The 22,686-nt window shown below is 65.4% G+C and carries 20 protein-coding genes; 13 read left to right on the top strand and 7 right to left on the bottom strand.

Annotated elements, in window-relative coordinates; genetic code table 11:
- Nucleotides 1-10: 10 nt before the first annotated feature.
- Nucleotides 11-334, top strand: coding sequence for a YbaB/EbfC family nucleoid-associated protein (locus KLP42_RS16690; protein ID WP_143124249.1), 324 nt, complete (start codon nt 11-13; stop codon nt 332-334).
- A 170-nt stretch (nt 335-504) separates the two neighbouring features.
- Here the strand turns inward: KLP42_RS16690 and KLP42_RS16695 are convergent, their stop codons facing one another.
- Nucleotides 505-1,116 carry an MOSC domain-containing protein gene (locus KLP42_RS16695; protein ID WP_215568084.1) on the bottom strand — a complete coding sequence of 204 codons (612 nt, stop codon included), beginning with the start codon at nt 1,114-1,116 and terminating at the stop codon, nt 505-507.
- 56 nt (nt 1,117-1,172) lie between these two features.
- Between KLP42_RS16695 and recR the strand changes: the two genes are divergently transcribed.
- The gene (gene recR, locus KLP42_RS16700) at nt 1,173-1,778 is read left to right on the top strand and encodes a recombination mediator RecR (RefSeq protein ID WP_215568085.1); all 606 of its coding nucleotides are present in this window, start codon (nt 1,173-1,175) and stop codon (nt 1,776-1,778) included.
- A 308-nt stretch (nt 1,779-2,086) separates the two neighbouring features.
- On the top strand, nt 2,087-3,316 hold the full coding sequence (locus tag KLP42_RS16705) for a lytic murein transglycosylase (protein WP_215568086.1): 1,230 nt from the start codon (nt 2,087-2,089) through the stop codon (nt 3,314-3,316).
- Here KLP42_RS16705 and KLP42_RS16710 read toward each other — a convergent pair.
- Nucleotides 3,313-3,768, bottom strand: a complete 456-nt coding sequence (locus KLP42_RS16710; RefSeq protein WP_215568087.1) for a GNAT family N-acetyltransferase — start codon at nt 3,766-3,768, stop codon at nt 3,313-3,315. The genes KLP42_RS16705 and KLP42_RS16710 overlap by 4 nt on opposite strands.
- A 10-nt stretch (nt 3,769-3,778) precedes the next feature.
- The gene (locus KLP42_RS16715; RefSeq protein WP_215568088.1) at nt 3,779-5,419 is read right to left on the bottom strand and encodes an MFS transporter; all 1,641 of its coding nucleotides are present in this window, start codon (nt 5,417-5,419) and stop codon (nt 3,779-3,781) included.
- Nucleotides 5,420-5,668: 249 nt separating this feature from the next.
- Here KLP42_RS16715 and rimP point away from each other — a divergent pair, with 249 nt between their 5' ends.
- The 8 genes from rimP to KLP42_RS16755 all read left to right on the top strand — a co-directional run bounded on the left by rimP (nt 5,669) and on the right by KLP42_RS16755 (nt 15,820).
- On the top strand, nt 5,669-6,259 hold the full coding sequence (gene rimP, locus KLP42_RS16720; protein WP_215568089.1) for a ribosome maturation factor RimP: 591 nt from the start codon (nt 5,669-5,671) through the stop codon (nt 6,257-6,259).
- 67 nt (nt 6,260-6,326) lie between these two features.
- Nucleotides 6,327-7,952, top strand: coding sequence for a transcription termination factor NusA (gene nusA, locus KLP42_RS16725; RefSeq protein ID WP_215568090.1), 1,626 nt, complete (start codon nt 6,327-6,329; stop codon nt 7,950-7,952).
- Complete coding sequence (locus tag KLP42_RS16730; protein WP_215568091.1) at nt 7,949-8,626, top strand: RNA-binding protein; 678 nt, start codon at nt 7,949-7,951, stop codon at nt 8,624-8,626. Before nusA ends, KLP42_RS16730 begins: the two co-directional genes overlap by 4 nt.
- 100 nt (nt 8,627-8,726) lie before the next feature.
- Nucleotides 8,727-11,513: a translation initiation factor IF-2 gene (gene infB, locus KLP42_RS16735; RefSeq protein WP_215568092.1), complete on the top strand. Its 2,787-nt coding sequence runs from the start codon at nt 8,727-8,729 to the stop codon at nt 11,511-11,513.
- A 408-nt stretch (nt 11,514-11,921) separates the two neighbouring features.
- Nucleotides 11,922-13,109, top strand: a complete 1,188-nt coding sequence (gene exbB / locus KLP42_RS16740) for a tonB-system energizer ExbB (protein WP_215568161.1) — start codon at nt 11,922-11,924, stop codon at nt 13,107-13,109.
- A 3-nt stretch (nt 13,110-13,112) separates the two neighbouring features.
- Complete coding sequence (exbD, locus tag KLP42_RS16745; protein ID WP_215568093.1) at nt 13,113-13,598, top strand: TonB system transport protein ExbD; 486 nt, start codon at nt 13,113-13,115, stop codon at nt 13,596-13,598.
- Nucleotides 13,595-14,575, top strand: a complete 981-nt coding sequence (locus KLP42_RS16750) for an energy transducer TonB family protein (protein ID WP_215568094.1) — start codon at nt 13,595-13,597, stop codon at nt 14,573-14,575. The genes exbD and KLP42_RS16750 overlap by 4 nt, the downstream gene beginning before the upstream one ends.
- A gap of 255 nt (nt 14,576-14,830) precedes the next feature.
- Nucleotides 14,831-15,820: an Ldh family oxidoreductase gene (locus tag KLP42_RS16755; RefSeq protein ID WP_215568095.1), complete on the top strand. Its 990-nt coding sequence runs from the start codon at nt 14,831-14,833 to the stop codon at nt 15,818-15,820.
- A 54-nt stretch (nt 15,821-15,874) separates the two neighbouring features.
- Here the strand turns inward: KLP42_RS16755 and KLP42_RS16760 are convergent, their stop codons facing one another.
- The 4 genes from KLP42_RS16760 to KLP42_RS16775 all read right to left on the bottom strand — a co-directional run bounded on the left by KLP42_RS16760 (nt 15,875) and on the right by KLP42_RS16775 (nt 20,314).
- Nucleotides 15,875-17,311 (bottom strand): ABC transporter permease, encoded by a 1,437-nt coding sequence (locus KLP42_RS16760; RefSeq protein WP_215568096.1) that lies wholly within the window; start codon nt 17,309-17,311, stop codon nt 15,875-15,877.
- Entirely contained in the window at nt 17,308-17,997 is a 690-nt protein-coding gene (locus KLP42_RS16765) for an ABC transporter ATP-binding protein (RefSeq protein ID WP_215568097.1), read from the bottom strand. The genes KLP42_RS16760 and KLP42_RS16765 overlap by 4 nt, the downstream gene beginning before the upstream one ends.
- A 1-nt stretch (nt 17,998) precedes the next feature.
- A complete protein-coding gene (locus KLP42_RS16770; protein ID WP_215568098.1) occupies nt 17,999-18,469 on the bottom strand; it encodes a hypothetical protein in 471 nt (156 codons plus the stop codon).
- Between the two features lie 105 nt (nt 18,470-18,574).
- Entirely contained in the window at nt 18,575-20,314 is a 1,740-nt protein-coding gene (locus KLP42_RS16775; protein WP_215568099.1) for an alkaline phosphatase, read from the bottom strand.
- Nucleotides 20,315-20,728: 414 nt separating this feature from the next.
- Here KLP42_RS16775 and KLP42_RS16780 point away from each other — a divergent pair, with 414 nt between their 5' ends.
- Nucleotides 20,729-21,352: a ribonuclease D gene (locus tag KLP42_RS16780; RefSeq protein ID WP_215568100.1), complete on the top strand. Its 624-nt coding sequence runs from the start codon at nt 20,729-20,731 to the stop codon at nt 21,350-21,352.
- A 91-nt stretch (nt 21,353-21,443) separates the two neighbouring features.
- Complete coding sequence (locus KLP42_RS16785; protein ID WP_215568101.1) at nt 21,444-22,514, top strand: hypothetical protein; 1,071 nt, start codon at nt 21,444-21,446, stop codon at nt 22,512-22,514.
- Nucleotides 22,515-22,686 lie beyond the last annotated feature (172 nt).

A 22,686-nucleotide genomic window follows, 5' to 3' on the forward strand; every position in this document is an offset into this window, starting at 1 on the left:
GAGCGACCCGATGCGCGACATCATGGGCATGATGGGCAAGGTCAAGGAAATGCAGGCCAAGATGGAGAAGGCGCAGCAGGAAATTGCCGCGCTGGAAGTCGAAGGCAAGGCCGGCGGCGGCCTCGTGACCGTGATCCTCAGCGGCAAGGGCGAACTGCGCGGCCTGAAGATCGACCCCTCGCTCTTCAAGGAGGACGAGGTGGAAATCCTCGAGGACCTGATCGTCGCCGCCCACAAGGACGCCAAGGACAAGAGCGAAGCCCAGGCGCAGGAGAAGATGGCGGCCCTGACGGCCGGCCTTCCGCTGCCGCCCGGCATGAAGCTGCCGTTCTGAGTCAGAGACCGGCTTGACGCCCCCCTGACATCTCAGGCAAGCGCCGGCATCTGCCGGCGCTCGTGCATCCGGATGCGTCTTGCGAGAACGGAATCGCTCGAAACGCTCCATCTCCTGGCTTTCGCGCAATCGCGGACGTGAAACCGGTTCCCGCTTTCGCCGGAATTACCTTAACCGCCAATCAGCGCGCGCAGTCTCTCCCCGATCGGGAGAGAGAGATAGCGGCCCCTCTCTTCCTCGCGTAGGCGACCGGGGCGAAGCTGCAGCAGTTCCGGCATGGTGACGGACGGCCCGGCGAAAGGTTGAAAAGTCACCGCCTCGCCCGTCTGCAGAAGGCCCTGCCGCAGCACGCGGCAGTAGAAGCCGGGTCGCGCCACGGCGTTGAAGCGTCTGGCGAAATACGGGTCGCCCATGCGGGCGGCAAGCGTCGCACAGGGCGTGCGGGTCGCCGTCACCTCCAGAAGGACGTCCGCCGTCTCGAAACGGTCGCCCACGCGGACACTGCGGCTGTCCGCGCCCTCGATGACAAGGTTCTCGCCGAAGGTTCCAGGCGGCAGCGGCATGCCGAGCTCATCCTCCCAGGCCGAAAGATCGATCGTGCCCAGCCCGTAGACGGCCTGATCCCGACCGCCGTGATGTTTGCGGTTCAGCACCGAATCACCCAGCAATCCGGTCTCATCGACCATCACGGCACCGCTGACCGGAACCTTGTTGAGGCCGGTCTTGTAGGTCTTGCCCGGCACCTTCTCGGGCCGTCCGATGCAGATGGCGCTGACTTTCATGGGAGATGCCTCACTGTGCGATTCCGTTTCCAACGCTTATCGTCTAAAAGCGGCGCATGGCAAAACGCGTCACCGGTCCCGAAATCGAAAAACTCATCCAGCTGCTGGCCAAGGTTCCGGGGCTCGGCCCCCGTTCCGCACGGCGGGCGGCCCTGCATCTGATCAAGAAACGCGAGCAGTTGATGGGCCCGCTGTCGGTGGCGCTCGGCGAAGCCTATGACAAGGTCAAGGTGTGCTCGCGCTGCGGCAATGTCGATACCAGCGACCCCTGCACGGTCTGCACCGACGACCGGCGCGACCAGTCCGTCATCATCGTCGTGGAAGATGTTTCCGATCTCTGGGCGCTGGAGCGGGCCGGCGCGATGAACGCCGCCTACCACGTGCTGGGGGGAACGCTCTCGCCGCTCGATGGCGTCGGGCCGGACGACCTCAACATCAAGGGGCTCGTTGACCGGGCGAGCGAAGGCGGCATCCGGGAAATCATCCTCGCCGTCAACGCGACGGTGGAGGGCCAGGCAACGGCGCATTACATCACCGACCGGCTGGCCGAGCTGCCGGTCAAGATCACAAGGCTGGCGCATGGCGTGCCGGTGGGCGGCGAACTGGACTATCTGGACGAGGGAACACTGACGGCCGCACTTCGGGCGCGCACGGCGATTTGAGGGTGACGGGAGGAGGAGATACAGTGATCAGGCTTCTTCGGAACTTCCTCACCGGACGGCACGAAATTTCCAGGTCTTCGGTGGCTACGAACAGATCATCGAGACCTCACCTCTCCTTAAGCGGAACGACGACTGGATGGGTCACAAAGACCCCTCCCCAACCCCTCCCCACAAGGGGGAAGGGCTTAACCTGCCGCAGCCTCGTCGCCTTGATCCGGGCAGGCCGCAGCGGCAAGTCTTCTCCCCCCTTGTGGGGGAGATGGCCGGCAGGCCAGAGGGGGTCTGTTTGGGTTGGCAAACGTTGTCTCGTGGCGTTGACGCTCCTTGGCCTCAACACGGCCTCCCTCCCCGCCCACGCCGCACCCTCGAAATCCGAGGTGGAAGCCGCGTTCCGCACCTGGATCAGCCGCGATCTGGCACCGGAGGCGCGCAAGGCGGGCGTTTCGGAGAAGACGATCGAGCGTGCGTTCCAGGGAGTTACCCTCAACTGGTCGCTGCCGGATCTCGTGCCGCCCGGCACGACACCGCCGAAGGAGCAGGACCAGAGCCAGGCGGAATTTTCCTCGCCCGGCGCCTATTTCTCCGAACAGCGCCTGCAGGGGCTCGCCGCCACCGGCAGGATGCTGGCTCAGACCCATGCGGCGACGTTGCGCAAAATCGAAAAGACCTATGGCGTGCCGGGTGCCATCGTCATTGCCGTCTGGGGCCGCGAATCCGGTTATGGCCGGGCAAAACTGCCCTACTCTGCCATTGAAGTGCTGGCGACCAAGGCCTTCATGTCGACCCGCAAGGAGATGTTCCGCACCGAACTCATCGACGCGCTGCGCATTCTCGAACACGGCGACGTCGTGCCGGGGCGGATGATGGGCTCCTGGGCCGGCGCACTTGGCCAGCCGCAGTTCATGCCGTCGAGTTATGTCAGATACGCCGTCGATTTTGATGGGGATGGCCGCGCCGATATCTGGGATTCGGTGCCCGATACGCTGGGATCGATCGCGCATTACCTTGCGCTGAAAGGCTGGCAGCGCGGCCGCGACTGGGGCTTCGAGGTGAGCATCCCCAGGGACGTATCCTGCGCACAGGAAGGGCCGGACCTCGCGAAACCGATTTCCGCCTGGGCCGCGAGCGGCATTACCCGCGTCTCGGGCAAGGCCTTTCCCACCGACGAGGCGAAGTTGTCCGGCATGATGCTGGTTCCGGCCGGGCGGCACGGACCGGAATTCATCGTCACGCCGAATTTCTACGTGCTGAAGGAATACAACAATTCCGATCTCTACGCGCTCTTCATCGGCAATCTGGCCGATCGCATTGCGTACGGCGGTGGCGCCTTCCAGGGCCAATGGGGGGCCGTCGGCAAGATGCTGCGCTCGGATGTGCTGGCCATGCAGAAGACCCTGCAGGCGAAGGGCTATGATGTCGGCAAGGCGGATGGGCTCGCCGGTTTCAAGACCCGCCGTTCGCTCGGCGACTGGCAGGCGAAGAACGGTCTGACGCCCACCTGTTTTCCGGATGAAAGCCTGAAAGCGAAATTGCGCTAAAGGCTAAGCTTGAATCCTTCGTGGCTCGCCTCGAAGCCCAGCTGCTCATAGAAGCGCAATGCATCCTCGCGGCGCTTGTCTGAGGTGAGTTGCACGAGGCCGCAGCCGCGCTTGCGGCACTCCTCGATCGCCCAGAGCATCATCTCGCGCCCGAGACCGCTGCCGCGCTGGTCGCTTGAAATGCGCACGCTCTCGATCTGGCCGCGCCAGAGGCCGAGGCGCGAGAGACCGGGAATGAAGCTGATCTGCAGGCAGCCGATCACCCCGCCCGCCTCACTCAGCACCACCGCAAGCAACTGGTTGGGGTCCGTTTCGATGGCGGAAAAGGCCTCGACATAGCGCGCATCGACCGGGTCCGAGACCACCTCGCGCGAAAGACCGAGCTGGTCGTCTGCGAGCATCGCCACGATGGCGGCGAGATCCCGGCGCTCTGCTTTGCGGATTCGGACCATGCGCCTGCCCTCAATGATGAAGATCGATGGAGGTTTTCTGGAAAATATCGTCGCCGGCATCGTGCGGTGGAATGGCCTGGCGTTCGATCATCCGGTGGACGCGCGGCCCATCCGGCCCGGCATGCAGGGCGCGGATGCGTGTCCAGACTTCCGAATCCGCCTGGGTGCGGCGCTGGTTATGGCGCACGTAATCGGCCCAGGTGGCGGTATGGTAGGTTTCGGTCCAGATGTCCGGGTTTTCGAGATCGCGCATCAGCGCCCACTGGCGGGCACCGTCACGGATGCGGATGCGGCGGCGCTCCGACATCAGGGCGAGAAACTCCGGCACGTTCTCCTCGCGGATCGTATAATCGACAAGCAGGACGATCGGACCGCTGCGCGGCTGCAGATCGAGACGCAGCGACGGTTCCCGGAAGGTATTGGCCGGATCGAGATTGAGGGTCTCGAGCGAGGGAAGCGCAAATTTCCAACCCACCAGCGCGCCGAGCACCATCACGAGGCTCGCAATCATCAGCGAGGTGGCAACCCCATGCTCCTCCGCGATCGTGCCCCAGACCCAGCTGCCGACCGCGATACCGCCAAAGGCCGCCGTCTGGTAGAAGGAGAGCGCCCGGCCCACCACCCAGCGCGGCGTCGATAGCTGAACGGTCGTGTTGAACAGCGACAACGCCAGGACCCAGCAGGCCCCAGGCACGAGAAGGATGAGGCAGGTCAGCCAGGTGGAGGTGGAGAGTGCGGCCACCACGGCGCTGGCCGCAAAGCCGGTAAAGGACAGCCGCACGATCATTTCGCTGGAACAGAGTTCGCGCAGACGCGCGTTCAGCATGGCGCCGCCGACCGCCCCGACACCAAAAGCGCCCAGCATGAAGCCATAGGTCAGCGGGCCGCCCGCCACCAGATCCCGCGCCACCAGCGGCAGAAGCGCCAGGATGGCGCTGGCCGACAGGCCAAACAGCGCGGAGCGGAACAGCACATTGATCAGCTTCGGCGACATGGCCACATAACCGAAGCCGGCCGAGAGCGCCCGCCCCAGTGTTTCGCGCGGCAGCTTGCTGGACGGCAGTTCCGGGCGCCAGCGAAGCAGGGCGTAGATGAGCGCGAGATAGCTGACGGCATTGGTGGCAAAGGCCGCAGCGGCGCCGAAACCGGCCACGATGGCCCCGCCGATCGCCGGCCCGAGGCTTCGGGTGATGTTGAAGCCGACACTGTTCAGCGTCACTGCCGCCGGCAGGATGGCGCGCGGCACCATATCGCCGACCGAGGCCTGCCAGGAGGGATTGTTGAGTGCCGTGCCGCAGCCGATCAGGAAGGTGAAGGTCAAAAGCAGCCAGGGATTGAGCCAGCCGAAGAACGCGAACAGCGTGAGCAGCAGCGAGACCGCCAGCATGAAGCCCTGCGCCGCCAGCATGATGCTGCGGCGGTTGAAATTGTCGGCAAGCGCACCGGCCACCAGCGAAAACAGCATGATCGGCAGCGCCGTCGAGGACTGGACGAGCGCCACCATGTTCTCCGAGCTGGAGATGGCGGTCATCATCCAGGCGGCGCCGACCGCCTGAATCAACCCGCCGAAATTGGAGGCGATGCTGGCAATCCAGATGGTGCGGAATGTCTGGTGACCGAAAGGCGCCAGGGGAGAAACCCGCTCGGGCACGGTGGACCTCTCTGAGAATCATGCGTCACCGGTAAACTAGTCACCCAGCCCATGGCGGCAAGCACAAAAGAGGCCCCATCCGCAGCCTACCGCGCAAGGCCTTGCAATTGGCCGGTTTAGCGCGTATATGACCATTAAATTCTTGATCGGCAGATGAAGAGTGGGCCCGCGAAGGACCCGCTCTTTTTTGTTAGGCGGTCAGGCAAACGGAACATCATCGCCGGGACGGCGACCACGCCGAAAGACCACATGCAGGACAGCCAGAAGGAAGCGCGTCTCATCGTCGAGACGGGTCTCGACCTCAGGATTGCGGAAATCATCGAGCCGACACTGGAGGCGATGGATTTTCGCCTCGTCCGGGTGCGGCTTCTCAACCAGAACGGCCTGACGCTGCAGATCATGTGCGAGCGCAACGACGGCACGATGACCGTGGAGGACTGCGAGGCGGTCTCCATGGCGGTTTCGCCGGTTCTCGATGTGGAAGATCCGATCGATAAGGCGTATCATCTGGAAGTGTCCTCGCCCGGAATCGACCGGCCGATGGTGCGCAAGTCCGATTTCGTCCGCTGGAGCGGGCATCTGGTGAAGTGCGAGACCTCCGTTCTGCTCGACGGCCGCAAGCGTTTCCGCGGCAAGATCGCCGAGACGGACGAGAACGGCTTCACCCTGGAGCGCGATCAGGTGGCCTATGGCGAAGAGCCACGCGTGATCGTTCCCTATGCGGCGCTGGCGGAAGCCAAGCTGATCCTGACGGACGACCTGATCCGGGATGCGTTGCGCGCCGACAAGCTGGCCAAGGCGGAAGCCGCCAACCAGAACGACGAAGCCGACGAAGACTGAACCGAACCCATTTGGCCCGCCGCACCCCGGCAGGCAGCAGACATTCGATCTACGGAGACCGACGACAATGGCAGTGAGTGCGAACCGGCTAGAACTTCTGCAGATCGCAGATGCAGTGGCGCGCGAAAAGGTCATCGACCGCGAGATCGTTCTGGCCGCCATGGCCGACGCGATCCAGAAGGCGGCCCGCTCCCGCTACGGCACGGAAAGCAACATCCGCGCCGACATCAATTCCAAGACCGGTGAGATCCGCCTGCAGCGTCTGCTGGAAGTGGTCGAGCAGGCCGAAGACTACAGCACGCAGATCCCGCTGCTTCTGGCCCGCGACCGTAACCCGGACGCCAAGATCGGCGATTTCATTGCCGATCCGCTGCCGCCGATGGATTTCGGCCGCATCGCCGCCCAGTCGGCCAAGCAGGTGATCGTGCAGAAGGTGCGCGAGGCCGAGCGTGACCGCCAGTATGACGAGTTCAAGGACCGCGTCGGCGAAATCGTCAACGGCACCGTCAAGCGCGTCGAATATGGCAATGTCATCGTCGACCTCGGCCGTGGCGAAGGCATCATCCGCCGCGACGAGATGATCCCGCGCGAAAACATGCGCTATGGCGACCGCGTCCGTGCCTATGTCTACGACGTGCGCCGCGAGCAGCGTGGCCCGCAGATCTTCCTGTCGCGTACCCATCCGCAGTTCATGGTGAAGCTCTTCACCATGGAAGTGCCGGAAATCTACGACGGCATCATCCAGATCAAGTCGGTGGCCCGTGACCCGGGTTCGCGCGCCAAGATCGCCGTGATCTCGAACGACTCGTCCATCGATCCGGTCGGCGCCTGCGTCGGTATGCGCGGCTCCCGCGTCCAGGCGGTTGTCGGCGAACTGCAGGGCGAAAAGATCGACATCATCCCGTGGTCGGCCGATCCGGCCTCCTTCATCGTCAACGCACTGCAGCCGGCGGAAGTCGCCAAGGTCGTGCTCGACGAAGATGCGGAGCGCATCGAAGTGGTGGTTCCGGACGAGCAGCTGTCGCTCGCCATCGGCCGTCGCGGCCAGAACGTCCGTCTTGCCTCGCAGCTGACGGGCTGGGACATCGACATCATGACGGAGGCCGAGGAATCGGAACGCCGCCAGAAGGAATTCAACGAACGCACCAACCTGTTCATGGATGCGCTCGACGTGGACGAGATGGTCGGCCAGGTTCTCGCTTCCGAAGGCTTCGCCCAGGTGGAAGAACTTGCCTATGTCGATCTCGACGAGATCTCCTCGATCGACGGTTTCGATGACGACACCGCCAACGAGATCCAGACCCGTGCCCGCGAATATCTCGACCGCATCGAAGCGGAAATGGATGCCAAGCGCCGCGAACTCGGTGTGTCCGACGAACTGCGCCAGATCGAGGGCCTGACTGGCAAGATGCTGGTGGCGCTCGGCGAGGATGGCATCAAGACCGTGGAAGACTTTGCCGGCTGCGCCGCCGACGACCTGATCGGCTGGACCGAACGCAAGGACGGCGAGACGAAGAAGTACGAAGGCATCTTCTCGAAGTTCGACGTCTCCCGCGTCGAGGCAGAGAACATGATCGTCCAGGCGCGTCTGCTGGCCGGCTGGATCACCGAAGAGGATCTGGCCCGCGAACAGGTCGAAGAGACCGAGGAAGACGGCGCTGACGAGGAGGCGGACGCCGCTGCCGAACAATGATCGCGGCGCCCGAACATGACGCGGACGACGAGGAACTGGTCGTGAACGATCGCACCTGCATCGTCACGCGCGAGGCGACCGATCCGGCGGACCTCATCCGCTTCGTCGCGGGGCCGGATGGCCAGGTGGTGCCGGATCTGAAACGCCAGCTGCCGGGTCGCGGCTGCTGGATCCGGGCCGAGCGGGCCCTGGTCGAGCGGGCGATGCAGCGCAAGCTGTTCTCGCGGGCGCTGAAGACGGAGGCGAAGGCCTCCGTCGATCTCGCCGATCTGGTCGACCGCCTGCTGGTGGCCGACATGGTCGGCATGATGAACATGGCGCGCAAGGCGGGCCAGTTCGTCTCCGGCGCCATGAAGGTGGATGCCGCCGTTCGTGGCGGCGAGGCCGTGGGCGTGTTTCATGCGGCCGATGCCGCCGCCGACGGCGTGAGAAAGATTGACCAGGCCCGCAAGGCCTGGCGGCTCGGAACGGATGCCGAGGAGGACATACCCTCCTTCCGGCTTCTGACCGCGGCCGAAATGGACGAACTGATGGGCCAGAATGCTTTTATCCATGCCGCGGCGCTTGCCGGACAGGCGGGTGAGGGTGTAGTGAAGCGCGCAACCAAGCTCGAAACGTACCGCAATGGCGGTCACTCCGGAGCGAATGGCGGCGCTGGCCGGTCAAGGACATGACGCGGTTACCGGCAATTGCCGGCCGCCGCATTGGAAGACATGTATTGAACGACAGGTCCTGATGGTTTCCATCCGTTCCTGTCGGAAGGAACAGGAACGGATGACCGACAGTAAAGACGACAAGACAATCAGCGTTACGGGAAAGAAGACCCTCACCCTGAAGCCCTCAGGGATGGCCCAGGGTACCGTACGCCAGGATATGGGTCGCGGTCGCACCAAGGCGGTCGTGGTGGAGACGCGCAAGCGTCGCCCGCTCCGCCCGGAAGATGAAAAGCCGATTACACCGGTGGCAGCCCCTGCCCAGCCGCAGCAGCGCCCGGCCGAGGCAGCAGCGCCGGCTCCGCAGCCGCGCCCGGCCCAGCCCGCGCCGCCGCCGCGCATCCACCAGCCCAACCAGCAGCAGCGTCCGCAGCAGGGCCAGCGTCCGCAGGGCCACCAGAACCATCAGGGCCGCCCGCAGCAGCCGCAGCGCCAGCCGGACCGTCCGCGCGGCAATGTTCTGCATGACCTTTCGGCCAGCGAAATGGACGCCCGCCGCCGCGCACTTGCCGAGGCGCAGGCCCGCGACGTGATCGAGGCCAAGCAGCGCGCCGAAGAGGAAGCCCGCCGCAAGGCCGAGGAAGCCCGCCGTGCCGAAGAGGCCCGCGCCGAGGAAGCCCGTCTGGCCGAGGAAGCCAAGGCTGCTGCCGAAACCGCAAAGCACGAAGCCGCGGTAGCACCTCAGCCGGCAGCCCCAGCCGAGCGCCCGACAGCGCCGGCACCTGCCCAGCCGGCACCGCAGCCGGTCGCCGCACGCGCTCCGGAATCGCGGCCGCAGGCCCCCCGCCCCGCCGCTCCCGGCGCGACGCCGGCACCGACCGGTATCGCGCCGCGCAGCCGCAAGGCCTCCGACGACGAGGACGATGATCGCGGCCCCGCCCGCGGCCCGGCACGCGGCAAGGTTGCCGCACCGGCTCCCGCCAAGGTTCCCGCCCGTCCGAAGGAAGACGACCGCCGCCGCGGCAAGCTGACGGTGACCACGGCCGATGTCGACGAGGACGGTTCCGCACGCGGCCGCTCGCTGTCTGCCATGCGCCGCCGGCAGGAGAAGTTCCGCCGCAGCCAGATGCAGGAAACGCGCGAAAAGGTCATGCGCGAAGTCATCCTGCCGGAAACCATCACCATTCAGGAACTGTCGCAGCGCATGTCCGAACGCGCCGTCGACGTCATCAAGTACCTGATGAAGGAAGGCCAGATGATGAAGCCGGGCGACGTCATCGACGCCGACCTCGCAGAACTCATCGCGACCGAATTCGGCCATACGGTGAAGCGCGTTTCGGAATCCGACGTTGAGGAAGGTATCTTCAACGTGGCTGACGACGCGGGCGAGCTTCTGCCGCGTCCGCCGGTCGTTACCATCATGGGTCACGTCGACCACGGCAAGACCTCGCTGCTCGATGCGATCCGCAAGGCGAACGTCGTGGCCGGCGAAGCCGGTGGCATCACCCAGCACATCGGTGCCTATCAGGTCGAACAGAACGGCCAGAAGATCACCTTCATCGACACCCCCGGCCACGCGGCGTTTACCGCCATGCGTGCCCGTGGTGCGCAGGTGACCGACATCGCGATCCTGGTGGTGGCGGCCGACGACAGCGTGATGCCGCAGACGATCGAGTCCATCAACCATGCCAAGGCGGCAGGTGTTCCGATCATCGTGGCGATCAACAAGATCGACAAGCCGACGGCGGATCCGCAGCGCGTTCGCACTGCCCTGCTGCAGCACGAAGTGTTCGTGGAATCCATGGGCGGTGAAACGCTGGACGTCGAAGTCTCGGCCAAGAACGGCCTGAACCTCGACAAGCTGCTGGAAGCCATCCTGCTGCAGGCCGAAGTGCTGGACCTGAAGGCCAATCCGAACCGCACGGCAGAAGGTTCGGTCATCGAAGCCCAGCTCGACCGCGGTCGCGGTGCGGTTGCAACCGTTCTGATCCAGAAGGGCACGCTGAAGCCCGGCCAGATCATCGTGGCCGGCGACCAGTGGGGCCGCGTTCGCGCTCTCGTCAACGACAAGGGCGAGCACGTCAAGGAAGCGCTGCCGGCCATGCCGGTCGAGATCCTCGGCCTGTCTGGCACTCCGGCTGCCGGTGACAAGTTCGCCGTGGTCGAGAACGAAGCCCGCGCCCGCGAGATCTCCGAGTATCGCCAGCGTCTGGCCCGCGACAAGGCGGCTGCCCGCCAGTCCGGTTCGCGCGGTTCGCTGGAACAGATGATGAGCCAGCTGCAGACCTCCGGCATGAAGGAGTTCCCGCTGCTCATCAAGGGCGACGTGCAGGGCTCGATCGAAGCCATTGCCGGCGCGCTGGAAAAGCTCGGCACCGACGAAGTGCGTGCCCGCATCGTCCATTCGGGCGTCGGCGGCGTGACGGAATCGGATATTTCGCTGGCCGAAGCCTCGAATGCCGCCATCATCGGCTTCAACGTGCGTGCCAATGCCCAGGCCCGCACGCTGGCCGAGCGCACCGGCACCGAAATCCGCTACTACAACATCATCTACGATCTGGTGGATGACGTGAAGGCAGCAATGTCGGGCCTGCTCTCGCCGGAACGCCGCGAAACCTTCCTCGGCAATGCCGAGATCCTCGAGGTGTTCAACATCACAAAGGTCGGCAAGGTCGCCGGTTGCCGTGTCATCGAAGGCAAGGTGGAGCGCGGTGCAGGCGTGCGTCTGGTGCGCGACAACGTGGTCATCCACGAAGGCAAGCTCAAGACGCTCAAGCGCTTCAAGGACGAAGTCTCCGAAGTGCCGGTCGGTCAGGAATGCGGCATGGCCTTCGAGAACTACGAAGACATCCGCGCCGGCGACACGATCGAGTGCTTCCGCGTGGAACACGTCACCCGTACGCTCTGAGGCACGGGACAGACCGAACAGAACCATCCAGCGCCGGGCCTTCGTGCCCGGCGTTTTCGTGTGCGAGCACCGGTTTGTGCGGGCTGAGGCCGGGCGTGTTCAGCCGTGCCGGTCACGCCGGAAAGGCAATGCGTTCGCCCCAACTGCCGGCGCGCGCGACAATGCGACGCGGCCGAATCGGCAGACGCTCCGCCTTTTCGTGAAATTTCCGACACATTATTGTTGCCAACGGAAGTCAAGTTTACTATCGGGTAGGCCTTGAAGCACATGCGGCGACCTGGCCATGGATCGCAACGCGCCGCATTGTGAACCAGCCGGAAAGTGGCCTTGCGGCTGAGCGCCTGCCAGTGAAACCTCCGGAGTTTGCCCATGCCGATCCTCTTGCCTCTGACCGCCCAGCCGGGGACCATGCCGAAGGCCCGGAAAGCGAGACTCGGCGCGGCAGCACTTCTGGTCGGCGCGGTGCTGATCTGCCCGGTGACCCATGCCCAGACCGCAGCGCCCGCCGATACCCAGGCCGCACCGGCCGGCACGCAACCGCGCCTTGCCGCCCCAACCGCAACGACGGCACCCGACGCTGCAGCCACGACACCGGCGGCGGAGCCGACAGCGCCGGCCAATGTCCCGGCAGCAGCTCCGACGGAGACGAGTTCCCCGGCAACCGCAGCCGGACCGCAGGCGGCCGCGCCTCAGCCTGAAGCGACCGGCGCCGCCGCACAGCCAGCCGATGCAGCGCAACCCGTCGCAGGCGAACAGCCTGCAATCCAGGCGGCAGCGCCCGCGCCGCAGGCTGCCCCCGCCGATCCGGCACCGGCCGCCAGCGAGGCGGATCTCCTGACCCAGTTCATGCATCCGGCGCCGCGCACCGACATTCCGCACGATCTTTCGCCGGTCGGCATGTTCATGGCGGCGGACTGGGTGGTGAAGGGCGTCATGATGGGTCTTGCCCTCGCCTCGCTGATCACCTGGACGGTATGGCTGGCCAAGTCTCTGGAACTGGCCGGCGCCCGTCGCCGCGTCAACGCCGTGATCAAGGCCATCCGCAAGGCACGCACCCTGTCGGAGGCACTCGCCGCAACCGAGCGGCGCGGCGGCCCGGCAGCGCTGATGCTGCGGGAGGCGGCACAGGAATTGAAACTGTCGGAAGCGGCCCTCGACCATGCCGAAAATGCCGGCGTGAAGGAGCGCGTCTCCTCCTCGCTGTCGCGGATCGAGGCCTTTGCCGGGCGTCGGATGATGCGCGGCACCGGCGCCCTGGCGACCATCGGCTCCGTCGGCCCCTTCGTCGGCCTGTTCGGCACGGTCTGGGGCATCATGAATTCCTTCATCGGCATTTCGCAATCGCAGACGACCAATCTCGCCGTCGTCGCGCCCGGCATCGCCGAAGCGCTTCTGGCGACGGCCATCGGCCTCGTGGCGGCCATTCCGGCCGTGGTGATCTACAACATCTTCGCCCGCTCCATCACCGGCTATCGCCAGTTGCTGGCGGATGCCGCAGCCGGCGTCGAACGGCTGGTCAGCCGCGATCTCGACTTCCGCAAGGTTCCGCCGGGGTCGCGCAGCAAGTCGTCCGTATCGCTCGTCGCGGGAGAGTGAGCCATGGCTGGCGGCATTCGCGAAGGCGGCGGCGACGACCTGCCGGAAAACCACGAGATCAATGTCACGCCGTTCATCGACGTGATGCTCGTGCTGCTGATCATCTTCATGGTGGCCGCACCGCTGGCCACCGTGGATGTGAACGTGGACCTGCCGGCATCGACGGCCAAGCCCGCACAACGCCCCGACGAGCCGCTTTACCTGACGGTGAAGCAGGATCTGAGCCTCAATCTCGGCAACGATCCGGTGCTGCGCGAGCAGCTGGCGGCGACACTGGACCGCACCACCGCCGGCAACAAGGATACCCGCATCTTCCTGCGCGCCGACAAGTCCGTCGATTACGGGCAGTTCATGGAGGTCATGAACCTGCTGCGGGACGCTGGCTATCTGAAGATCGCGCTGGTGGGACTTGAGACCGTGCCCGGCGCGGCACCGCCGCTGGCCGCACCCGCTGCCGGCCAGGGCGGCACGAGCGGAGCCACGCCATGACCCTTTCCATGCATCGCAGCAAGGCCGGCAGACTGGGCGAGGCCGCCCTTTGGACCGGCGCCGCCACCTTCGTGCTTGCGGCCCATATCGCGGCGGCGGCCGTGGCGCTGCGCGAACAGCCGATTGAAGCCTCCGATGCCGCTCCGCCGGCCGCCATCATGATCGAGCTTGCGCCCGAACCGGTGGCCGCGGCCACCGACGAGACGGTGGTGTCCGACGAACTTCAGGATTCGCAGGAAGTGAAGAGCGAAACCGCCGAACCGGTGGAAGAACCGCCGCCGGAGCCGGTGGTGGAGCCGCTTCCCGACACGCCGCCGCCCGAAGAGGTGGTGGAGCAGAAGCCTCTGCCGCCGGAAGAGGTGGTCGAGGAGGCCGAGCCGCAGGAGCCGGTTCCCGAAGTCACCCAGACCATTCCGGAGGAACAGCCAGAGCAGCCGGAAGAGCCGGAGCCGGTGGATCCGGTGGTCGAGCAGCAGCTTGCCATGCTGGAAAATGTCGAGGTTCCGCTTCCCGTGGTCCGTCCGCCGGAACCGGAAGAGGTGAAGGAAGAGGCCCCGAAGCCGGAGCCGAAGAAGGTGGCACAGCGCGTGCCGCCGAAGCCGAAGCCACCTGCCGCCAAGGCCGCACAACAGGCCAAGGCGGAGGTGCAGCAGGCAGACCAGACCGCGGCGACCCGCACCTCCGAAAGCCTGGCCGGTTCCTCCGTCTCGCCGGCGCGCTGGCAGGCGCGGCTGGCAGCCCATCTGGCCCGCCAGCGCGGCAAGTGCCCGGCCACCGGGCGCGGCAGCACGGCCTATGTGACCTTCCGTATAGACAATGGCGGCAATCTATCCGGCGTTTCGCTGTCACGCTCCTCCGGCTATGCCGATTTCGACAGCTACATGGTCGATCTGGTGCGCCGCGCCTCTCCCGTTCCGCCGCCGCCGGCCGGTATCGGCGACAAGGTGACCGTGCCGCTGGGCTACAAGAACTGCTGAGACGGCTCGCTCCGCGCCGGACGGGGCACGCCACTGCCCGGTCTGCGGGTCTCATCCCGCCGCAAAGCACGCCCTCCGGCAAAGCCTGCGGCGGTCGGCGATTTCCGGCCCGGCCGGAGCGCCCCCTTCACGCCCGACAGGCGTCTTTCGGGCGAAAAGCGATTTCGCAATCGCGGACGATGCTGTAGAGGGAAAGCGATGCGGCCGACCGTTGCTGGGCAGCGGAAAGCCGTCCCGCCGCAGGATACCCGCCCCATGCACATCAGCCTTGCCGATCTCGAAGCCCGCATTGCCGCCGTCTTCGAAGCCAATGGCGTAACCGCCGTCACCGCCCTTTCCGTTGCCCGCGCCCTGGTGGCCGCAGAGGCCGCCGGCCAGTCCGGACACGGGCTGCGCCGCGTCCTCGCCTATGTTGCCCAGGTGCGCAGCGGCAAGGTGGACGGGCAGGCCGTGCCCCGGGCGAGACGCACGCGGCCGGGTATGCTCGCCATCGATGCCGCCTTCGGCTTTGCCTATCCGGCGCTCGATCTTTGCGTGACGGAGCTTGCCCCGCTGGCGCGGCAGCAGGGCATTGCCGCCGCCGCCATTCACCGCTCGCATCATGCCGGCGTGATGGCGCTGACCGTGGAGCGCTTTGCCGAACAGGGTCTGGTGGCGATGATGTTTGCCAATGCCCCGGCCTCGATGGCGCCCTGGGGCGGCAGGCGGCCGCTTTACGGCACCAATCCGATTGCCTTTGCCGTGCCGGTGGCGGGCGAAGAACCGATCGTCATCGATCTGGCACTTTCCAAGGTGGCGCGCGGCAAGGTGATGGCCGCGCAACAGAAGGGCGTCGCGATCCCCGACGACTGGGCGCTGGATATCGACGGCCGGCCGACCACCGATCCCGATGCAGCACTGAAGGGCACCATGGCGCCCGCCGGTGGCGCCAAGGGCGCCGCCCTTGCCTTCATGGTGGAGGCTCTGTCGGCAGCGCTGGCAGGCGCGTTGTTCTCCTACGAGGCAAGCTCCCTGTTCGACGACAAGGGGCCGCCGCCCGCGCTCGGCCAGTATCTCATCGCCATCGATCCGGATGCGGCAACGGGCGGCGGCACGGCCGAGCGGCTGGCAATGCTCGCTGCCGAAATGGGTCGGGAAGAGGGCGTGCGCCTGCCCGGCCGGCGTGGCCGCAGCCTCAGGCGGATGGCGGCCGAGGAGGGCCTGAGCGTCGAGGACAGGGTGATGGCGGACATCGACGCCCTCTGACCCGCAGCCTGGCAGGCGCCACCCGCGCCGGTCTCCGTTTCGGCTGCGCAGTTTTCAGCTGCGCAGGGCCTGCGCCGGCGACTGCCGATAGGCCATCAGCGCCGGAATGGCGGCAAACACCATGCCGGTGGCGAGCAGGATCAGCGCCATTGCGCCATCCCCGGCGGCAAATTCCACCGGCAGGATCACGCCGGTCTGGCGGGTAAAGGCATCGCCGATCAACCGGGCAGCGAGATAGCCGCCGCCAAAGCCGAGCGCAATGCCCATCAGCACCAGCACGAGCAGCTCGCTCCAGACGATGCCGAACACCGCCAGACGCGGGGCACCGAAGGCCCGCAGCGCGCCGATCTGCCGCCGCCGCTGTGTCACGTGAATCACGCTCACCAGCAGCAGGGCCGCCGCAACCAGCGCCTGCGATCCGGCCGCCACGGCCGAGAGCACCATCTTGGCATCGCCGAGCGTCCCGTAAAGCCGCGTCAGCACTTCGCCGGGAAACACCGCAAGCGTGCCGGCCGTGCGGTACTCCTGGCGCAGGCGGTAGGCATCGGCGATCGTCTTCGGTTTCACGAGAATGGCCGGCAGGCCGGGCGCCTCGTCGGTGAAGACCTCGTTGAGTGCCGCATCGGGATCGATATGGCCGTGGTGATGACCATCCTCGTCATGGTCATCCGCGCCATGCTCGCCCTCGCCATCATGATCGTGATCCGCCGGAACGGCTGACGGAGGAGCAGCATCGCTTGGCGCTCCAACATCGGAAACCTGCTGAACCGCCGGCACCGAGGCTCCCTCGTCTTCATGATGATCGTGGCCATGCGCTTCTGCAGCGTGATGATCCTCATCATGATGGCCCTCATGGTCCTCGTCATGATCTTCATCGTGATGATCGTGGCCAAGGCCGTGGATGTGCCAGACGGCCTGCACGGGCACCAGAATGGCGCGATCCCACGGTGTGCCGGTGGGTTTGACGCGACCGACGACCCGGTAGGTGATTTCCGTATGCGTTTCCCCGCCGGTTTCGGCCGTGCCATGCATCGGCTTGATCTCGGCCCCGAGCGGCAAATGGACCGCGGCCCCGACGATCGCTTCCCCTTCATGGGCAAACAAGCCGCCTTCGGCAAAGCCAGCCGTGGTTCCCTTTACTAGCGCTGTCGTGGTGCCGACGAGCGGATAGCCCATGAAGCTATCGCCGAAGCCGACCGGCGCGGCCCAGGCGACGCGCGGATCGGTGGCGAGCTTCGCCAGGACGCTGCCGGGCACCAAAGGCAATGGCGAGGGCTGCAGAAAGACGGAGGACAGAACGAGCTGCGTTTCGCTACCGGCTGCTCCCACCACCAGATCGAAGCGCTCGGCGGCGCGGGCGCTGCCGAGCCGCAGGGCGCGCTCCTGCAGGGTGACGGCCACGCCAAGCGCGGTTGCCAGCGCAACCAGCAAGACCAGAACAAAGGCGCCGAGCCAGAGCCGGCGCAGATCGGCCAGAACGAAGGAAATCATGCCGCCACCTCTGCTGCTGCGCTGTCGGTCACGATGCGACCGGCGGCCAGCGCCAGGCGCCGGTCGAGGCGCTCGATCAGCCGCGGGTCATGCGAGGCGACGATCAGCGTCGAGCCGGTCTCTGTCGCCACCTCCAGCAGAAGATCGCCGACCGCCGCACCGCTCTCGACGTCGAGGCTTGCGGTCGGCTCGTCCGCCACGATAACGCCCGGCTGGCGCAGCAGGGCACGCGCGATCGCCACCCGCTGCATTTCGCCGCGCGACATGGTCTCGACGCGCTGGCTTGGCCGCGCAAGCCCGACCCGCGCGAGAAGGTCCTGAGCGCGCGCGACGGTTGCCGCATCGGCAGCCCCGGCCAGACGGGCGGGCAACAGCACATTGGCCAGCGCGGTGAGCCCCGCAAACAGATGGAAATCCTGCATGACGAGCCCGACATTCTGCGCACGCCAGCGGTCGCGGCCGCTTTCGGAGAGCGGCGCGATGTCGGAACCGTTCCACAGCACACGGCCCTGGCGCACGCGTTCAAGACCGCTCACGATGTTGAGAAGCGTGCTCTTGCCGGAGCCGGAGCCGCCGGTCACGGCGAGATGCTGGCCGGAAGGGACGTCGAGCCGATCGATGACGAGCACCGGCTGCTGCAGGTCAGGCACGCGCACGACGAGATTTTCGATGGAGAGGCTCAGCATGTCACACCGCAGCATAACGAGCATCGCGCAACCGCAGCAGGCTCACGAATCCCGTCTCCGGGTCTGTCCATGAGCCGGTTTCGAGACGGCCGGTCACCTCGATCGTCTGGTTCGCCTGGGTGAAGGTCTGGCGGGCCGAGAGATAGACCACCACGATATTGTCCGGCCAGTCGGCATCCGACGAGCAGAAGGGGCAGAGGGACATGGGGATCTCGGTCAGCACGAAGAAGGCCGCTTCGGCCTTGAGCGGTGGCGCCATGAAGCCGCGCATGGAGACGGATTTACCCTCGAGCGCCTTTGTCTTTTCCGAAAACTGGAGGCCGAGCGGCGTGACCTTGCCATAGAGTTCGTCGAAGCCGAGCATGCTCGCGGCAGCTGCGACGGGACGGACAGTCAGCAGCGGGGGCGCTGCCATCGCCATGCCTGCCAGGAACAGGCGGCGCGAAACCGGATGCTGCAGGAGGGTCATCATGTCGGCATCTCCTTCCTTGAACGCTTCCACCCGCCGGGACGGCGGGTGGAATTTCGCCTGGTCGTCAAGGCCGGATCTTTCGACCCGGCCCGGGCATGGCGATGCTTACCTTGCGCCGAGCGCGAAGGTATCGACCAGCACCTTGTAGATGTCGCTTTCTTCCATGTAGCCCTTGAAGCCTTCCGAACCGGGGCCTGTGGCCTGCAGAACGACATCGTCGACAGCGTGGACTGCGGTGTCGGCAGAACGCGGCAGGTTGCCTTCGCGGAAGACGGCGCCCGGAACGTTCTTGTAGGCTTCGTTGGCGACGTACTGCTTCTTCTCGTTCTGAACGGACGGCTCGAACGGGCCGTCCATCTTCGGACGCCAGGTTTCGTAATAGTCCGGGAAGTTCGAGGAGAAGACGGCCAGGCGACGCGACACGTCAACCTTGTCCGGATAGCCGTCGCCATCCTTGTCTTCATAGTTCGGGAAGCCGGCATCGGCATAGGTGCCGACCTTTTCGCGCATCTCGGTGCCCGGCTTGTCGTCATCGATGGTGCCGATGATCGAGACGCCGTGGGTGTGGTCGCCGGTGACGACGATCAGCGTGTCCGGGTTGTTCTTCAGGAATTCAAGACCAAGGCCGATCGCCTGGTCGAATTCGATGGTTTCATACATGGCGCGGTCCCAGTCCATCGGGTGGGACATCTTGTCGATCGAAGCGCCTTCCACCATCAGGAAAAAGCCTTCCGGGTTCTTCGACAGCTTGTCGAGGGCGGCCTTGGTCATGTCGACGAGGCCCGGCTGGTTCGGGAACTTCTCGACCGTGCCCTTCTTCAGCTGCTGGCGGTCAAGCACGGTGTCCATGTTGCCGGTGTGGAAGAGACCGAGAACCTTGTCGCCGTCAGCCTTGGCCAGTTCGTCCTTGGTGGTGGCCAGCGTGTAGCCGGCGTCCTTGAACAGGGCGATGAAATCCTTGTCGTCCTTGCGCTTGGAACCGGCAACGGACTTGGGGAGGAAATAGGCGGAGCCGCCGCCGAGGATGACCTCCGGCTTTACGTCGTAGAACATGCCGGCGATTTCCGCCTTGTCGCCGCGGGCGCGGGTGTGGGAGACGACGGCAGCCGGCGTTGCGTCTTCGATTTCGGCATTGGAGACGACGCCGATCGACTTTTTCGTCGTGCGGCGCAGCGCTTCGGCAATGGTCTCGACCTTCGGATCGTCCAGCGTGTTCGGCGTGCGGTCGGCATAAACGCCAAGCGCGTTCACGGCCGTCTTGTGGCCTGTCATGTAGGCCGACATGGTGTTGGCGCTGTCGGTGGCGATCGCATTGGTGGAGGAGGTGCCGACGAAGGCCATCCGGTCCAGCACATCCATGTTGAGGTGGCCATTGGCCTTGCCCTCGGTCATGCCCTTGGACATGATGCGGGCGCCGGTGCGGTGCGCAACCGAGAGGCCGTCGCCGAGGAAGAAGATGATGTTCCTGGCCTTCGGGGTGGCCTGGGTGCCATAGACGTTCCAGGTGACGCTCTTCTTCTCGTCACCGGCGGAGACTTCCACCTTGTAGTCGCCGGCCTTGGCGATCTTGACGCCGCGCAGCAGAACGGCCGAGCCAAGAACCTTGTCTTCCTTGCCCTTTTCTTCGGCAATGAAGCTGGCTTCGGCGCCGAGAACGGCCTTGTAGTCCTGGCCGTTGACGGTGATCTTGACGTCTTCCGGCTTCACGACCGACTTGAACTCGACCTTGAAGTCGAAGGGCGACCCCGTGAGGATGGTGGCGCGATCAAGCGGATAGACGGTCGCGGCCTGGGCACCGGTAACGAGTGCCGTGGTTGCGACGAGGGCAGCAAGGAGAGTGCGCATGGTTGCCTCGAAACGTGTGTGTTGGTCACGTTCCGGCTATAATCACGCGCGATGACATTCGCGTGAAACAGAAATCCCTAAAACAACCCTTGATACGTTATACAGTTACGAATCCTGAAACGCAAAAAGCCTGCCGCGGGAGGAGGTGCGGCAGGCTTTTAAACTTGATCGGCAATTGGGAGGAGGAGGAGGTTGCCGATCTTTTCGTCGCGACGCTGGGAGGAGGAGGAGTGCGTCGCTTCGATGCTTGACATATAGGTGAGGCCGATGATTCCAACAAGGCCGCTGCTGCATTGCAGCAATGCGCATAATGCAAGGCTTGTGACCGCCAACGACCGGCGGCGCGCCAAATTAAGGCATATTCAGCGCCGGCCGTCTGGTTTATAGGGGGCGGACGAACAGAGAAGGCAGGACATGAGCACGATCCGCTATCACGAGGCAGACATTTCCGCCGAGGACGCCGCGCGCTATGACGGCGCCATCGCCATCGATACCGAAACGCTGGGCCTGGTGCCTCGCCGGGACCGGCTGTGCGTCGTGCAGCTGTCGCCGGGCGACGGCACGGCCGACGTGATCCGCATTGCCGCCGGGCAGAGACAGGCTCCCAATCTGGTAGCGCTTCTGGCCGATGCCAGCCGCCCGAAGATCTTCCACTATGGCCGCTTTGACATTGCCGTGCTCTATCACACCTTCGGCGTGACGACCGCATCCGTCTTCTGCACCAAGATCGCCTCGCGGCTGACGCGCACCTATACCGACCGGCACGGCCTGAAGGACAATCTCAAGGAACTGCTGGACATCGACGTGTCGAAGGCCCAGCAGCAATCGGACTGGGCGGCGGAGACCCTCTCCCAGGCGCAGCTCGAATATGCCGCCTCCGACGTGCTGCACCTGCATGCGCTGCGTGACAAGCTGACCCAGCGCCTGCTGCGCGACGGCCGCATGGAACTGGCGCAGGCCTGCTTCGACTTCCTGCCGAGCCGCGCCAAGCTGGACCTGCTCGGCTGGGAAGAGACGGACATCTTCGCCCATAGCTGAAAGAACTCGCAACCGCCGGTTAGCCTTCGCTTAACCGGCGCCCGCCACCCTTGAGGCGATTCGCAAGGACAGCCCGGGGGGACCGCAAGCCATGCTCATCGCTCAAGCGCCATCGACCGGTACGATCGCCACCGGCCTCCTGCAGTCGATGCTGGATGAAACGGAAGAAAGGCGTCGCGAGGAGGAGCGGCAAAAATCCGGTCAGAAGCCGGATCCGGTGACCGAAGCGCGGATTGCCGCAAGCGAGGAAGCCCGGCAGGCACGCGACAGGATCAGCGGCGCGCTGTTTTCGGCCACCAGGGTCGACCTCAACGAATTGAAGGCGCAGCTTTACCAGAAGCTTGGCGAGTCTGTCGGGGTGGAGCAGACGGATGACATGTCGTCCTATGCCTATGGCCGCGCCATCGAAACGGCGCTCGCCGAACTGTCGCCGCAGGCCACGATCGACCTGAAGGCGGAGCTCGGGCTGGATGAACTCGGCCTGTCCCTGTCGACGGTGATCGAGGCGATCAAGAACCCCTATGCGGACGCGGCGGTGACGCTCGAAACGGCGCTGGAAAAGCAGCACGGCAATGGCAGCATGACGCAAAGCGAGACTGCCAAGGTTCTGCAGAGGCTGGAGGACGTAGCCGATCCGAAGACGCTTGCCGAGCTGAAGCTCGGCGATCAGGGCTATGATCCGACCCGCGTGGCGGATGAGGAAACCGATACGGAGCGGCTCGAGGACATTGCCGCCCGGGAAGCCTCTGCCAAGCTCGATGACGTGCAGGAGATGCATCGGGCACTTGCCGAACGCAATGCGGCGGCCGCCGCGACCGGCAGCCTGGCGGCGCAGGCCGGCACGACGGACGACGCTGCCGATGCGCCGGAAGACCTTCTGGTCATCTTCGCCGCCGCGCTTGAAAGTGCCGGAACCGATGCCGCAAGCACGGACGAGACGGCGCAGTCCGTCGCCTCCTCCGCCGACGCCGGGCAGGAGGCAGACCTTGCCGGATCGCAACAGGAGGCACCGCTTTCCGAGGCTGCCCGCGCGGAACAGGCCGCCGAGCAGGCGGAAGCTGAAATGGGACTATCCGAACCGTTGGACGGGCTGATCGGGCTCTCGCTCGATGAACTCGGCCTCTATCGGCTGCTGAAGCCCACCCGGGAGCTGGTGGCCTGAACGGCCTGCCCCGGACGCGCAGGGAGGCACCCGATCCAGGGCACAGCATTCCCGAATGTTAAAATTTTAGCAAAATCTTAACATTTTCAGGTCATGCTTGGCCATTCATCGGCATGAAATGTCGCCATGAGGCGCCGCGGCCCACCAGGTCGCCCGTAGGTTCCGCGAAGCC

The sequence above is a fragment of the Rhizobium sp. CSW-27 genome (genome assembly GCF_018760785.1).
Lineage (GTDB): Bacteria > Pseudomonadota > Alphaproteobacteria > Rhizobiales > Rhizobiaceae > Neorhizobium.